General features: G+C 59.0%; 12 protein-coding genes. 2 read left to right on the top strand and 10 right to left on the bottom strand.

Annotated features, from left to right (window positions below; all coding sequences use genetic code 11):
* Positions 1-6: 6 nt before the first annotated feature.
* The 7 genes from WNZ14_RS08820 to WNZ14_RS08790 all read right to left on the bottom strand — a co-directional run bounded on the left by WNZ14_RS08820 (position 7) and on the right by WNZ14_RS08790 (position 9202).
* Positions 7-2370: an amidase gene (locus tag WNZ14_RS08820; RefSeq protein WP_342868552.1), complete on the bottom strand. Its 2364-nt coding sequence runs from the start codon at positions 2368-2370 to the stop codon at positions 7-9.
* Positions 2371-2372: 2 nt separating this feature from the next.
* On the bottom strand, positions 2373-3089 hold the full coding sequence (locus WNZ14_RS08815) for an ATP-binding cassette domain-containing protein (RefSeq protein WP_342868195.1): 717 nt from the start codon (positions 3087-3089) through the stop codon (positions 2373-2375).
* Complete coding sequence (locus WNZ14_RS08810) at positions 3082-4119, bottom strand: branched-chain amino acid ABC transporter permease (protein WP_342868194.1); 1038 nt, start codon at positions 4117-4119, stop codon at positions 3082-3084. The genes WNZ14_RS08815 and WNZ14_RS08810 overlap by 8 nt, the downstream gene beginning before the upstream one ends.
* Positions 4119-4985 (bottom strand): branched-chain amino acid ABC transporter permease, encoded by an 867-nt coding sequence (locus tag WNZ14_RS08805; protein WP_342868193.1) that lies wholly within the window; start codon positions 4983-4985, stop codon positions 4119-4121. Before WNZ14_RS08805 ends, WNZ14_RS08810 begins: the two co-directional genes overlap by 1 nt.
* An 87-nt stretch (positions 4986-5072) precedes the next feature.
* Positions 5073-6293, bottom strand: coding sequence for an ABC transporter substrate-binding protein (locus tag WNZ14_RS08800; RefSeq protein ID WP_342868192.1), 1221 nt, complete (start codon positions 6291-6293; stop codon positions 5073-5075).
* 53 nt (positions 6294-6346) lie between these two features.
* A complete protein-coding gene (locus WNZ14_RS08795; RefSeq protein ID WP_342868191.1) occupies positions 6347-7939 on the bottom strand; it encodes a flotillin domain-containing protein in 1593 nt (530 codons plus the stop codon).
* Positions 7940-8077: 138 nt separating this feature from the next.
* A complete protein-coding gene (locus WNZ14_RS08790) occupies positions 8078-9202 on the bottom strand; it encodes a substrate-binding domain-containing protein (RefSeq protein WP_342868190.1) in 1125 nt (374 codons plus the stop codon).
* A 104-nt stretch (positions 9203-9306) separates the two neighbouring features.
* Between WNZ14_RS08790 and WNZ14_RS08785 the strand changes: the two genes are divergently transcribed.
* Positions 9307-9720: a MarR family transcriptional regulator gene (locus tag WNZ14_RS08785; RefSeq protein ID WP_342868189.1), complete on the top strand. Its 414-nt coding sequence runs from the start codon at positions 9307-9309 to the stop codon at positions 9718-9720.
* A 63-nt stretch (positions 9721-9783) separates the two neighbouring features.
* Here WNZ14_RS08785 and WNZ14_RS08780 read toward each other — a convergent pair whose 3' ends face one another.
* The 3 genes from WNZ14_RS08780 to WNZ14_RS08770 all read right to left on the bottom strand — a co-directional run bounded on the left by WNZ14_RS08780 (position 9784) and on the right by WNZ14_RS08770 (position 13055).
* Entirely contained in the window at positions 9784-11676 is a 1893-nt protein-coding gene (locus WNZ14_RS08780; RefSeq protein ID WP_342868188.1) for a TIM barrel protein, read from the bottom strand.
* A gap of 321 nt (positions 11677-11997) precedes the next feature.
* Positions 11998-12786 carry an aldolase/citrate lyase family protein gene (locus WNZ14_RS08775; RefSeq protein WP_342868187.1) on the bottom strand — a complete coding sequence of 263 codons (789 nt, stop codon included), beginning with the start codon at positions 12784-12786 and terminating at the stop codon, positions 11998-12000.
* Complete coding sequence (locus tag WNZ14_RS08770) at positions 12783-13055, bottom strand: FAD-linked oxidase C-terminal domain-containing protein (RefSeq protein WP_342868186.1); 273 nt, start codon at positions 13053-13055, stop codon at positions 12783-12785. The genes WNZ14_RS08775 and WNZ14_RS08770 overlap by 4 nt, the downstream gene beginning before the upstream one ends.
* A gap of 435 nt (positions 13056-13490) precedes the next feature.
* On the opposite strand from WNZ14_RS08770, the gene WNZ14_RS08765 reads away from it, so the two are divergent.
* Entirely contained in the window at positions 13491-14888 is a 1398-nt protein-coding gene (locus tag WNZ14_RS08765; protein WP_342868185.1) for a PLP-dependent aminotransferase family protein, read from the top strand.
* Positions 14889-14968: the final 80 nt, after the last annotated feature.

Raw genomic sequence — 14968 nt, 5'->3', positions numbered from 1 at the left:
TCCCCCTTACATGCTGCGCCAGTCTTCACTTTGTTCAAAAGCGTGCGCTGCCTGGTAAATTTTCATTTCACCATAACTTTGGCCTACAAGCATCATGCCGATAGGTAAGCCCTCACTCAACCCACACGGCACACTCATCGCCGGCAGACCACCGTTGAAGGGCGCGGTATTTCCGATCATCTCGAAGGCGCGCTGGACATAGAGGCTGATCGAACAATCAGCGGGCGGGATCGGCTGCGGCTTCATCGGCATCGTTGGCATCAGCAGCACGTCGTAGCGCTTGAGCGCTTCGGTATATCTCTCGTTCACCCGGCGCATGAGATTCTGGGCCTTGCCATAGAACCTGCCCCGATACTGGGTCTGGAAATGCTCTCCGAGAAACATGCAGACCTTGAGCGAATGGCTAAGCTCGTCTGCACGGTTTCGCCACTGAGACATCTGGTCGATCATCGATGGCAGGAACAGGCCGCGATAATTGGTGCCGCCCGTATTGCCATGCATCATCTGGTCCTGCAGGCCTTCAACCGTGATAGCCGTCCAGCAATCGACAGCCAGATGGTGCTCGGGCACCGAGACTTCCTCAACCATGGCGCCGAGCTGACGGAACCGGTTTGCAGCAGCCAACACCTTCTCGTCGACATCGGCCTCGCTCTCGGGGCGGTGAAACCCCTCTTTCAGGATGCCGACGCGCAGCCCCTGCGCGCCCCGGCCCAGCGCTTCGGTATAGCGGTAGGTTCTGGGCTTGTATTGGCGCGGGTCGAGCCCGTCTTCACCCGCCAGAACCTCGAGCAAAAGCGCGTTGTCGGCAACATTCGAGGTGACCGGGCCAACGTGGTCGATGGTCATTTCCACTGGCATGACACCGGTATAGGGCACAAGCCCGTGGGTCGCCTTCATGCCGTAGACACCGCAGGCAGAGGACGGCAAGCGGATCGAGCCCCCCTGATCACCGGCGATGGCCATATCGACCTCGCCCGCCGCGACAAGGGCTGCCGAGCCGCTGGAGGAGCCATAGGCCATGTAGCCGCGCTTCCACGGGTTGTGCACCGGCCCCTTGGCATTTGTATGGGACCCGCCGGAAAGACAGAAATTCTCGCAATGGGCCTTGCCGGCAATCACGGCGCCGGCATCGAGCATCCGGGTGACGATGGTGGCGTCGATCTCGGGCGTATAGCCCTCCATGATCGACGATCCGTTCATCATCGGCACGCCGGCAAGACACACCGTGTCCTTGAGCACGATGCGTTTGCCGCGCAATGGACCGTCGGGCGCGCCGCGGACCTCGGTCTTGACATACCAGGCGTTGAGCTGGTTTTCGGACGGGTCGGGAAAGCGGCCGGGCGAGCGCGGATAGCGTACTTCCGGCAGATTGTCAGGCATGGCGTCGAGGCGGTCATAGGCCTGGATGTAGGGCTCCATGATCTCGCTGTATTCGGCCAGCTCCGCGTCCGTGAGGTTCATGCCGAAACGGGTTGCCATGGCGCGCATCTGCGCAAGGCCGGGACGTTTGATTGTCATGCTTGTCACCGAATGCTGGGGAGTAAGAGAAGCGGATACAGGGCTTTGCTGTGCCCGGTGAGGCGGCGGCGCGGGGGTGGGGCTGGCATTCGCCGCAGCACTTGCATTGCCGCGTGTCGAGCGCGCGGCGCCGAATCCCAGGAACTGATCGACCTTGGCCTGGTCGGCCAGATCGGCCTTGCCGAGTTCGCCCGCGATCCGGCCGCGTTCCAGCACCAGCACCCGGTCCGACAGATCGGCGATAAAATCGAAATTCTGCTCGACCAGCAAGATCGACAGGCCGCGCCGCTCGCGCAACCGCAAAAGGGTTTCCGACATTTCCTCGATGATCGAGGGCTGTATGCCCTCGGTGGGTTCATCAAGAAGAAGGAATTCCGGATCACCCATCAGGCTGCGCGCCAACGCCAGAAGCTGCTGCTCACCACCCGAGAGCGCACCGCCCATGCGGTCCAGCAGGCGAGACAGACGCGGGAAATCCGCGAGGACCGTCTCGATCACCTCTTCCTCGCTGCCGCCGGAATAATCATGCCAGGCAAAACGAAGATTGTCGCGAACGCTCAGCTGCGGAAAGATCCCGCGTCCCTGCGGCACGTAACCGATGCCAAGCCCGGCACGTTCATTGGGCGACAGGCGGGTGATTTCAACGCCGTGAAACCTGACGGCGCCCGAACTTGCCGGCAGGAACCCCATGATGGTCTTGAGCAGGGTGGACTTGCCCATGCCGTTGTGACCGAGGATGCCCACAACCTCGTTCTCGGCCACGGAGAACTCTATCCCGTGCAGGATCGGAACCTTGCCGTACCCGCCTGAAAGGCTCTTGATATCCAGGGAGATCTTCTGGTCCTCGGGCATGGTCAAGCTTTCTTTCCCAAGTAGACGTTGCGTACCGTGGGATCGGCCATGACACGGTCGACATTATCCTCCATCAGCACCGTGCCCTGATGGAAAACGGTCACGGTGCTGGCAATCGAGCGAATGAACTGCATGTCATGTTCGACGATGACCACGGCTGCGGTGCGGGTCATTTCGCGAATAATGGCGCTCATCCGCTCGACATCGTCGGCACTCATGCCTGCGGCGGGTTCATCAAGGAGTACCAGCCAGGGATCTGCGGCAACCACCAGCCCCAGCTCAACCCGTTGCCTCTCACCATGGGCCAGCCGCCCAAGCTCGGTCCGCGCAATCGGGCCGAGGGCCAAGCGCTCGATGACTTCGGACGCCTTGCGCATCGCGTCCTGCATCGGCAGAAACCGTCGCGCCGCCATCCAGATGTTCTCATAGACATCCAGACCATCCATCAGGTTGGGCACTTGCGTCTTGATCCCAACCCCGAGGGCTGCGACCTGATGCGGGTTCCAGCCGGTGGTTTCATGCCCGCGCATGAACACCTGCCCGCCGGTCGGCGCCAGAAGTCCTGTCACGCATTTGAAGAATGTCGACTTGCCTGCCCCGTTCGGACCGATCAGGCAGCGCAGTTCTCCGGCCTTCAATTTGAAGTCGACATTGTCGGCAGCGACAACGCCACCAAAGCGCATGGTGAGACCGACCGTTTCGAGCACGATTTCAGCCATTGCCAACGCCTCCTCTGCGGATGCGGCGCGCGCCATGCTTGCGGATCTTGCGGCGCTGGCCAAAGCTGATGCGCCACAGGGATACGACGGCAGGGACAAGTCCCTTGGGCAGGAAGAGCACGAAAAGAACGAGAATGATTCCGGTCAGCAGCGTGTTGTCAATCATGCTTTGCTGACCAAGCAGGAACTTGAGATAGGCGAGCCCGGCCGCGCCAACGATCGGGCCAAAACGGGTCCCCAGCCCGCCGACGATGCACCAGATGATGATCTCCGCCGTCTGACTGAGACTGAAAAGATTGGGTGTGACGATCTCGCCCCAATTGGCAAACAGGGCGCCTGCCAGTCCGGCAATTGCCGCGCCGATGGCAAAAAGCACCGTCTTCCTCGCGCTCACATCATAGCCCATCAACGCAACCCGGGTCTCGTTTTCGCGAATGCCGACAGCGACCCGCCCGAAAGATGACTTCAGCAGCCAACTGACCAGCAGGTAAACGATGAGAAGGAGGACCGCGCAGACGTAATAGAACGGATCACCAAAGATATAGTCGTTGGGCCGTCCGGGCACATTCAGGGTCTGAAACCCCGGGATGCCGTTGAAGCCGCCGAGCCGGGCCTTGCCGATCACGTATTCGGGACCAGCGGTCGAGTTGATGAACTTGAACAGGATCAGCGTGACGACCAGCGTGATCACGCCAAGATATACATCCGTCAACCGCCCATAAAACATCATTGCGCCGAGCAGGGCAGCAAAGACGGCCGGCACCAGAACCGCAAGCAACATCGGAATGGTGCTGTCCCCGATATTGATGGCGGCGATGGCGTAAGTGTAAGCTCCCAATCCGAAAAATGCCGCCTGCCCGAAGCACAGGATGCCGCCAAAGCCCCAGATCAAACCAAGGCTGAAGCCAAGCATTCCGTAGATGATCAGCACGGTCAGCGTGAAGGTACCGATCATCATTGGCATGATCCAGATAAGCAGCGCTGCGACAAGGACAGTGGCCGGCACCTCTTTTGCCCAGAACGAAGCCATCACATCCTGCCCCGGAAAAATTTACCGGTCACGCCTTGCGGCAAGAGCCTGAGCAAGACCACCGCAGCCACCAACAGCGCCACCTCTCCGATGACCGGCGAGACCGCAAAGGTGAAGATCTGGCTGACGAAGCCGAAGAGGCCCGAGCTGACCATCAAGCCGGTGATCAGCGACGGGCCGCCCGCGATGACCGTGATGAAGGCCTTTGCAATATAGGCCCCGCCGGAGGTAGGCACGAGGCCAACCAGGGGCGCGAGGATTGCCCCGGCCAGTCCAGACAGGGCCGAGCCGCAAAAGAACGTTGCCATGTAGATCCGCTCTGGACTGTAGCCCAAAGCTGCAGCCATCTCAGGCAGTTGCATCGCGCCGCGCGCAATCAGCCCGAGCCGGGTTCCCTTGAGTACCGCATACATGAGGCAAAGCAAAAGGATCGCGACCAGGATGATGAAAAAATTATAGCCGTTGACCTGGTAGTTTCCGACCGTGAACCCAGAAATCGGCGTGGAGATTCCCGTGGTCGTGTTGCCGAAGATCATCGTGGCGAGGCCGATAAAGAACAGGCTCAGCCCCCAGGTCGCCAGCATGGTATCGACCAGCCGACCGTAGAGATGGCGGATCACAAGTCGTTCGACCACCAGCCCGATCAGGCCGACAACAAGGGGCGCGATGATGAGCATGGCGACAAAGACATTGGCGCCCAGAGTGACTGCCGTAATCGTCACATAGCCGCCCATCATCATGAACTCGCCATGGGCAAGATTGATGATCTTCATCATGCCGAACACCACGGCGAGCCCGGCGCTGATCAACACCAGCGAGGCGACCGCGTAGAGCATTTCGACGATGATGACGAATACCAGATCCATGGGTCGGAGGCCTTGGAAGGAAGCGGGGGAACGGGATTGAAAGGTGGGGCCGCCCTGCGGGTGCCCCACCGGTTTATCGCGGCTGCGTCAGATCTGGATTTCGTACTGGGTGTTGTCATCCGGATTGGCGCTGAGATCGCAGACAGCCTGGGTGTCGATCGGCTGACGCTGCGGCAGCGTTTCGACGACGCGCATGCCCTGATTTTCGAATTCCATCAGGTGGACATCGAGGATGGCGTGATGGGTCTTCGGGTCGACCGTAACCTTGCCGCCGGGGCCGGTAATCGAAATGCCGGTTTCGAGAGCTTCCACGACCGCATCATGTTCGATCGAACCCGCAAGACGCACGCCTTCGGCCCAGGTGAGTGCGCCGTGATAGTTGGAAACGGCCAGCTCGTGCATGGAGTTGGAGTCACCATAGGCAGCCGCCCATGCAGCCTTGAACGCTGTGTTTTCGGGAGTGTCGAGTTCCTGGCTGTAATTGTAGGCAACCATGATCCCGTTGCCTTCTTCGGCAGTCAGAACCTTGTGTTCATTGCCAACGCCCAGAGTGGTTGACGCCAGCGCGATGCGATCCTTCATGCCGGCCGCAGCCCATTGCCGGAAGAACGAGAGGTGCGCGCCGCCGACCAGCGGTGCGATCACCAGATCAGGACCTGCGGTCTGGATCTTTGCGATTGTCGAACCGAAATCAGACACATCTAGCGGGAAGAAATCAACGCCGACCGTCTCGCCGCCATTGTCGGCAACAAACTTCTGCAGCCAGCGCGCGGTGATCTGTCCGTAATTGTAGTCAGCAGCAACGATGTAGACCTTCTTGCCGGATTTCCCCATCGCGTACGGCACAAGCGCTTCGGCCTGCTGGGCAGGCGTGACGCCGTTGATGAAGATGTTGCGGTCGCACACGCCGCCTTCGTAAAGGACGTTGTAGAAATACAGCGTCTTGTTCTTGTGCATGATCTGGCGGATAGCCTCGCGGGAAGCGGACAGGATGCCGCCGTGAACCACGTCGACCTTGTCCTCCCGGACCAATTGCTGGCCGTATTGAGAATAGAGCGCCATGTCGGACTGGGTGTCATAGGAAACAATCTCGACCTTCTTGCCCAGCAAGCCGCCAGCATCGTTGATCTGGCTCAAAGCCAGGCGCATCGCCATGTCCATCGACTTGCCATAGGCATCAAATATGCCCGAAGCGTCAAGGATCGAGCCGAGCTTGATGGTATCGGCGGCCATGACGGCTCGTGGCAGCATGACTGCGCCGGTTGCAGCGGCGGCGGTGGCAAGAAAATGGCGTCTGTTCATCGACATGTCGTGTTCCTTCCATGGAGTTGGTTGCGGTTAGGCAGCCTTGTTTGGGGGCATCATTCTTTGTCTTTTTGCTTGGTTCTCTGGGCATAGTCCGCAGTACGGCCAGCCAGGTTGGCGTCAAAATCCAGCCCGATTTCCTCACCCATCTGCTTCATTGCGGGCAGACGCACGGCCATTCCGAGGATCTGGTCCATCGCCGCACCAAAGGCGTTATCTACCCCGGTGCCGCCACTGCCCGTTCCGCCACCCATGCCGCTGATCTGGTTGATGCGGATCGAGTCGATCTTTTCGACGGGCTTCATCATCTGGGTCATGATTTCTGGCATGCGGTCGAGCTTGCGCTCCTCAAGGCGCATCCTGATGACTGCATCGCTGAGGGTATTTTCTGCCTGGTTGAGCGCATTGCGACCTGCAGCCTCGGCTTCCATTCGCAATTGCTGTGTCTCGGCAACTGTCTTGGCGACGGCAGCCTCGGCCTTTGCCTTGGCCAGCATGGTTGCCACGTCGCTCTGCACACGCTGATCTTCGAGAGCAATGTCCTTCTTCTGCCTGAGGCCGGAAATCTCCTGTTCGCGTTCGGCGACGGCGCGCTCCTTTTGCACCTGCACACGTTCTGCGGCGAGCAGCACCTGCGCACGCGCATCTTCTTCCGCAGCCTTGGTCGAGGATTCGTCGATCCGGCGCTTGGCAAGCTGAACCTCATTGTCGATCCGGGTCTCCTCGAGAGCCAGGACGGCTGCCATTTCCGCCCGCCGCAGCGCTTCATCATTGGCAACTTGGGCTGCTTTTACCCGTTGGGTCTTTTCGATCCGTGCCTGCTCCGATGCGAATTCAGACTGAGCCTCAGCCTGATCGGAACGGGCGCGAGCTTCCGACTGCATGCGGCTGAGATGTTCCTGCTGGGCGATGTCAGCTTCCTGTTCGGCGCGCTGCAGCTCCAATTGTCTCTGGTGCTGGGCCAGGCGGCTTTCGCGGATGGCGATCTCGGTCTCGGTCTCGACCTGAACCCGCGCCTTGCGCTGCTCGGCGACCATTTCGGCCAGCCGCCGCATGCCCTGAGCGTTGAAGGCGTTGCCTTCGTTCAATTGACTGAGATCACTCTGATCAACACTGACCAGAGAGGTCGACACCATTGCCAGACCCAGACGCGCAGCATGTTCGGCGACCGAGGCTGTCACTTCCGATGTGTAGCCAGAGCGGTCGAGGTGGATTTCAGCCAGATTGCGCTTGGCGGCAGCGTCCTGCATCGCGTTGATCAGGGCACCACCCACCACGTCGCGGATCGCATCACCGCCCCGAGCGATCCGGGACCCCAGAACCTGGGCTGCGGTTGCGATACCTTCAGGTGTTGGCTCAACCCGGAGCTCGAATTCCATTTCGATGTCGGCGCGCAACTGGTCTTTTGTCAGAAGGGATTCGCGTCCCTTGCGGTGGGCCGGGAAAGTCACCGAACCCATAGAGACCCGCTGGACTTGATGCAGGATTGGCAGAGCGAAACAGCCACCGTCGATCACGACACGCCTGCCGCCCAGACCGGTACGGACAAGCGCCGTCTCGAGCGTCGCCTTGGCGTAATAGCGCTGCAGGAACCAGATCGCGATGATCAGCAGAAGCAGAAGAGCGAGCAGCGAAAAAAACCAGACCAAGGCCAGATCTCCCAGTGGCGTGACGGGCGCCGTCCTCCTTCTTGACCGGAGGTATAGGCTTCAATCCACCATGGAGAAATTCATTTTCCTTTTCAAGTAAAATGTTTTCCAATTCAATTAATCTGGTAACCTATTGTTTTATATCTGCCTTATCACTTCAAACATGATCCCATCGGCCCGCGCCAAGTAAATCGGTGCACGCTCGACCGGCCGTTTCGGGCCAGAATTTCGCTTGACGCTCTTGTACCTGAAGTCGATTGAGGGCACCGCGCTCCGCTCGCGCCAATCGCCTGATTTGTTCTCCATCAGCGCCGAGAGAAAATGCACACCCTCATAGGTCGACTGTCCGATAGCATTGAGCACCGGAGCCTTGTCGCCGTGCAATCCGTAGTAACTTTCCTTGAAGGCGCAGTTGGTTTCCGTTTTCAAAGTGCCGAAATAGCTTGCAGAGGAGAAGAACCGCTTGAGGTTGCGGCTGCCACAGGCCAGCAAACCATTCTCCTCAATGCAGCAAGACAACCGGATCATCTTCTCATCAAGTCCAGCCGCCCCGAATGCGCGATTGAACGTGACTGCGTCCTGGCCCACCAGGGAGATGAGCACTGCTTCAGCTCCGGAATGAGCTATCTCGTCGACAAAATGCGCCATGTTGCGGACGCCGAACGGCAGATAGCGTTCGTAGCTCAATCCGACGGACAATTCCTTCAGTTTGAGTTTCGCATAGGAATGCGACGTGTGCGGCCAGACATAATCATTGCCGATCAGCGCCCATCGCTTGGGCCGGAACTGCTTCTGCAGCGTTTCCATGGCTGGGCCCAGCTGCTCCTGCGGTGTCTCGCCGATTGCGAATATCCCGGGCGTGTTTTCGCCGCCTTCGTAAAGCGGCGTGTAGATATAGGGCACCCGCTGGCGCACCACCTTGCTCAGCCGCTGTCGGATCGCGCTGATATGCATGCCGACGATCGCATCGATTGCGCCGGCCTCGATCAGGTCATTGACGACTTCCTCGACCGGGACCTTCGCCTCCAGCGCGGAGTCGATCATGATCAGTTGCACCTGCCTGCCGCCGATCCCGTTCTCGCGATTGATCTCTTCAACAGCCAGTTGAGCGGAAGAAATGCACGACGGTGCCCAAAGGCCGGCAGATCCGCACATGGGGATCAGCAGAGCTACGCGGTAGAAGCCGGCCGAGCTCACCATGGCCCAGTCTCGCAGGTCGTTCAGCTCTGCCGGGAAAGCAACCGTGGCCCGGGAAAACTCCATTTGAATTTCCCTTTTTCAGCATCGTGCGCGGGATTTTCGTCATTGCAATTGAAATTAATTTCCAAGTCAACTATTTTCTGTGCACCGTGATTTATGGAAGTGACATGAAGAACCCGATCGAGTCCTATATCTCCTACACTCTGGCTGCGGCGCACAGAGCTGTCCATCAGTCCCTGACCTCCGCCCTCAAGGACCACGGCGTGCAGGTTGAGGTCTGGCGTGTGCTAGAGACACTCGATTCCCAATCCGGCCTGACCATGGGTGAACTGGCCAAGGTCGTGCTGATGAACCCGCCGACGCTGACCAAAATGGTTGACCGTATGGTGATGGACGGGCTTGTGCATCGTCAGATCGGCAAGAGCGACCAGCGGCAGGTCAATCTGATGCTTACGGATCTGGGGCGGAAGCGAATGGCGCAGATCCGGGATGTCGTGCAGAGCCAGGACGATGCAATCTGCAGCATGCTTGGCGAAAGCGAAGTGGCAAAGCTGACAGATATTCTCGGTCGATTGATCTAGCAGCGCAGCCTCAGCAAGAAACGACTCGTTACTTCCCGGGTTAATGACCTCGAGAGGCCTTTCTCATTTGCTCGGCATGCCGACGGGCCGAAGGTGCTTGCGCAGCGCGGCGATGCGGAAAATGGCATTGGCCGCGCCATAGCCGCGATATCCGCCGCGACGTTCCACGATCTCGATGAAGAACCCCTCCCCGTAGCTCGGCGAATAGAGCTGGAAATACTCGCCATGATCATCGCAGTCATAGAGGATGTTGCGTGATTTCAGGGCTTCAGTGAGGTCCGGGTCCAGGCCGAAGCGGGCCTCGACGTCATCATAGTAGTTCGGCGAAATGGAAAGCGAAACGAAGCCGCGATCCTTCAGGGCATCAGCGGTGGCGAAAATATCTTGGGTCGCGAAGGCCAGGTGTTGGGTCCCTGAGCCGAAGTTCTCGGCGATGAAATGCCCCGCAAGCGTGTTGCGGTTTTCCGCACCGTTCAGAGTGATGCGCAAAGTCCCGGTATCATTCTCCACCACCTGACTGCGCACGACGCCTGCAGGGTCGATGATGTCGACCATCGGGGTTTTGTGGGCGTCCAGGATCGACGTGTAGAACAAAAGCCAGGTCAGCAATTCATCGAAACTTACGGTTTGGGCAACGTGGTCGATCCGGGTCAGACCCGCTGTCACGCTCGCTGCCTGGACCGGCAATGCCTCGAATTCGGTCTCCCATATCTGTCCCAGCGCCTCGCCGTCATCAAGGAAGTAGATCACACTGCCGCCGATGCCGCGGATACCGGGCAACGCTGTCTCGCCAGGACCGACCGGTTCCTCGAACGGTTCGGCACCCAGCGCTATTGCCCTTTTGAGAGCGGCGGCGGCGTTGTCCACTCTCAAGCCGATCGCATAGGCATTGGTGCCGTGCACCAGATGGGAGGAGCTGGAAAAGCCCCTATCGTCGGTATTGATCACGAGAACGATATCGCCCTGGCGATAAAGCGCTACATCCTTGGTTTTGTGGCGCGCCGTCTTGTCAAACCCCAGCGAGGTCAGAAGCTGCTCCAATTCCGGAAGTTCCGACGCCGATGTTGCAAATTCCACGAAGGCGACAGTTTCGACAGCCGCACGGGGCGGCATTTCGGGCAACTCAATGGCAATATCAGGTTCGACCCGTTTCACCTGATCCATCAGATAGACAAGGGAGCGATGGCCGTCGACCGATATCGCGGGCGCCGATCCTCCACGGAACTGGTCGTTGAATATTTCAAGCGACAGATAGCCATCATAGCCCGTGGCGGCGACGGCGCGCATGAAATCGGTGACCGGCAGATCGCCTTCCCCCGGCATGTTGCGGAAATGGCGGCTCCAGTAGAGGAGATCCATGTCGATCATCGGTGCATCCGCCAGCTGAACGATGAAAATCTTCTCACTGGGAATTGCGCGGATGGAATTGACGTCGATCTTGCGCGCGAGGGTGTGGAAGCTGTCGAGAATGATGCCGACATTGGCATGATCGGCGCGCCGGACGATTTCCCAGGCATCACGATGATCATTGATATGCCGCCCCCATGCCAGAGCCTCGAAGCCGATGCGCAGACCACGCCGCGCCGCGCGTTCGCCAAGTTCGCGCAGATCCGCCGCTGCTCGGTCTATGCCGCCCAGTGAGACTTGCGAAACATTGGAGCAGATCAGCATCAGGTCAGTGCCGAGTTCGCCCATCAGGTCGAACTTGCGTTCCGCCCTGTCGAAATTGCGGGTGCGAAATGGCTCAGGCATGCCCTCAAAATCCCGGAAGGGCTGAAAGAGGCTCACGACAAGACCCCGATCGCGCACCATGCGACCAACTTCGGCCGGACTTCCATCAAACGCGAGGAAATCGTTTTCGAATATCTCGATGGCATCAAACCCCGCACCAGCGATGGCGGCAAGCTTGCCTTCGAAGTCGCCACTGATGGAAACGGTCGCGATCGATGTCTTCATGAAGTCAATCTCCTGGCTTTCTCACTGCTCGTGCACTGCGAACCGGTCTATTATTTTCTGCCCCGGTCGGAAAGGGCCACCTTTTTCAGACCAAAGCCTTAGGGCACAGCGGTTGCCGAGACCACTGCTAGAATGCCCAAAGGGCGAGGTAGGGTGCGAGCGCTGCTCTTGCTGCCTAGGCCTCCAGCAACTGGCGGTAATCGCAGACCTTACTGATATCAGCGAGCGAGGTCTCGAAAACAAAGCTTCCGCTCTTCGGCGGGACTGACCTTGCCCCGCTCTCCCCGGCACACGCTCCAGAGTTAGCACCTCTTTGCTTCTTCAGTACCCGGCATCCGACGTCGGACCTGTCATTCCATCGCGCTCGGCTGCCAGACGCCGCGCGCTGTCGATCAACATCGACACGTCATTGACCCCGACGGCAAAGCGATAACCCAATCGCTCAAGATCGGCCCAACTGCGACCGGCGCCGACAATTGTCGCCAATGGCATCCCAGCCTTGGCGGTCACCGCCTCGATCTGTTTGAGCAGTGCCTGCACTTCGGCGTGGTCCATTCGTTCAAGGTGGCCCGCGGATGCGGCAAGATCGTTGGGTCCGATGAAGATCGCGTCGATGCCTGGAACCGCGACTATCTCGGCGAGGTTCGCAACCGCATCAACATGTTCACATTGGAGCATGATGACCACGTCATCATGTGCCTCATCCAATGCATAGCCAGTCCGAACTCCCCAGTCCGACGCACGTATGATCGGTGCCGCATAGCCGCGCTTGCCGCGCGACGGATAGCGGAACGAGTCGACGATTGACTGAGCCTGCTTTGCCGAATTGACCATTGGCACAATGAAATTGCGGAAGCCCCTGTCGATGGCACGCTTGACCGTTGTGTCCGAGCCGTCCGGCAAGCGCAGCACCACTTCGCCACCCGCCGCTTCGATGGCACGGGCCATACCAACCCAAACCTCCAGCTCGCCGATTCCGTGTTCGCCATCAATAACAATGGTAGGCCAACCGTGACGCACCATGATTTCAGCCACATCGGCATTGCCGAGTTCGGCCCATGCGGCCGTCACCATGCCGTCTCTTGCCATTCGCGCCTTGAACGGGTTCATTTCGTATCGCCTTCCATCAAGTCCAGTACCTTTACAGGGTTAAGCAGTTTACCGGGATCCAAGGCCGGTTTGAGCCGCCGCATCAGCGCCAGTTCCTGCGGGTTGCGACTGTAGTGCAGATAAGGCCTCTTGAGCAGCCCAATACCATGCTCGGCCGAGATCGTTCCACCGAACTCGCGGACAGTCGTATAAACGATATCGCCAATTGCCTCGCTGGACTGGACGGAGGCGCCGCAGGAGAGCGCGGTATAGACCTCGCCAAAGGCCATTGGCACCGGATTGCCCTCAGTCGACTGGCCGTGGCACGCAGGCCGGTCATCTAAATTGCTTCGAAACCCGCCGATGCGATCACGCGGGCAGACAAGGCATCGGGCGTACCGGCAGCTGCGAGTCTTCCCCGTCGCTCCAGCCTTTGGCGCAGTTTCTGCACGATAATTGTTGTCACAGCCGTCATTTCGTGTCGCTACATGTCATGATCAGGTCACCTCCGAAGTCTTCTTATGTTTGACACGTAACAACATACGCAGATGGCCCTTCCATAGCCGTCCCGTCACGAAGCTTCACGCAATGCGGCGCTGCACACTGGCAGCCTCAATTGACTGGCTCCTTTTTCGGAATCATTTCCGTTATGGGGTAACCGCCGAACTTGCAAACTGACAAAAATGCATACAATATCCATATAATTTCAAACCAAAGGTGCGGCTATGGAGAATGATTACATTCCGACAATCTGGAGCCCTGGGATCCGCAAGGCTGACGGGCCGGTCTACCTGGCGATTGCCGATGCCCTTTCAGCCGATATCCTGTCGGGAAGACTGGTCGCTGGCGCTCGTCTTCCGCCCCAACGCGCCTTGGCAGAGGCCCTCAAGATCGATTTTACCACCGTTAGCCGTGCCTATGCCGAAGCAGGCAGACGCGGGCTCGTGGAGGGACGGGTTGGCCAAGGCACTTATGTCAAAAGCAAGCGTCTTGATGTGAACAATTCCGTCCCAAGCGGTCTCGTGGACATGAGTATGAACCTGCCGCCACGATTTGATAACCCTGGCCTTGTGGCGCGTATGTGGGATGGCATCGGCAAGCTGGAATCGACCGGCGGCATCGATTTGCTGATGCGCTACCAGGAGGCAGGAGGTGCGGGCAGAGACCGCGAATCCGGGGCGCGATGGCTCTCCTCTCGCCTTGAGGACGTGACGCCAGAGCGCGTTGTCATTTGCCCTGGCGCACAGGGCGCACTGGTTGCGGTTTTGGGAGTTCTCGCAGCCCCGGGAGACACAATATGCGTGGAGGCCCTCACCTATCCCGGCTTCCGTTCAGTTGCCTCTCATCTCAGAATTGAACTTGCCACCGTCCCGATTGACGATGACGGCATCATTCCTGAAGCTTTCGAGAAAATTTGCGCAGAATCAAAGCCCAAGGCCCTTTACTGCAACCCGACACTCCAGAACCCGACGACGGCAAGCCTGTCGCTTTCAAGGCGTCATGCGCTTGTTGAAATAGCACGGCGATATCAGGTGCCGATCATCGAAGACGACGCCTATGGGGCGCTTCCGGTCGATCCGATACCGCCGCTGGCAGCCCTTGCGCCTGAACTTGTCTATCATATCGCAGGCCTCGCAAAATGCATCGCGCCAGCGTTGCGCATAGCCTACCTGGTGGTTCCCGACGGGCGCGCAGCGGCACGATTGAATGGCGCAGTTCGGGCTACGGCATCAATGGCCTCGCCCTTGACCGCCGCCATTGCTTCCCGCTGGATCGATGACGGAACCGCCGAAGCCGTTGTTGCGGCAATCAGGCAGGAGACGGCCGCCCGCCAGCTTATTGCAACCGGGATCCTGCCACAGGAATTCATCCGCGCTGATCCGGAGGGCTTCCATATCTGGCTGACCATGACGCCAGCATGGACGCGCGGCGAATTCGCTTCGCGCCTGCGGTCGGCCGGTATTGGCGTGGTTGCCAGCGACGCCTTTGCGCTTGCTTCACCCCCGGAGGCGGTTCGGCTGGGCCTTGGTGCGCCGGAGACCCGGGACGAGCTGTCGCAGAGCCTGCGGATCATTGCCGATCTTCTCAATCAGTCTCCTGCGTTTTCCTCTCTGGTTGTTTGACGTCAGCACAGACGACTGCCAGAAATCCATACATGTCATTGACATTAAGTGCATATAATATACATACAATACCAAATTGA

The organism is Hoeflea sp. AS60, from assembly GCF_038900115.1.
In the GTDB taxonomy this organism is placed as follows: domain Bacteria; phylum Pseudomonadota; class Alphaproteobacteria; order Rhizobiales; family Rhizobiaceae; genus Hoeflea.
This window is presented reverse-complemented; position numbering and strand designations above follow the sequence as displayed.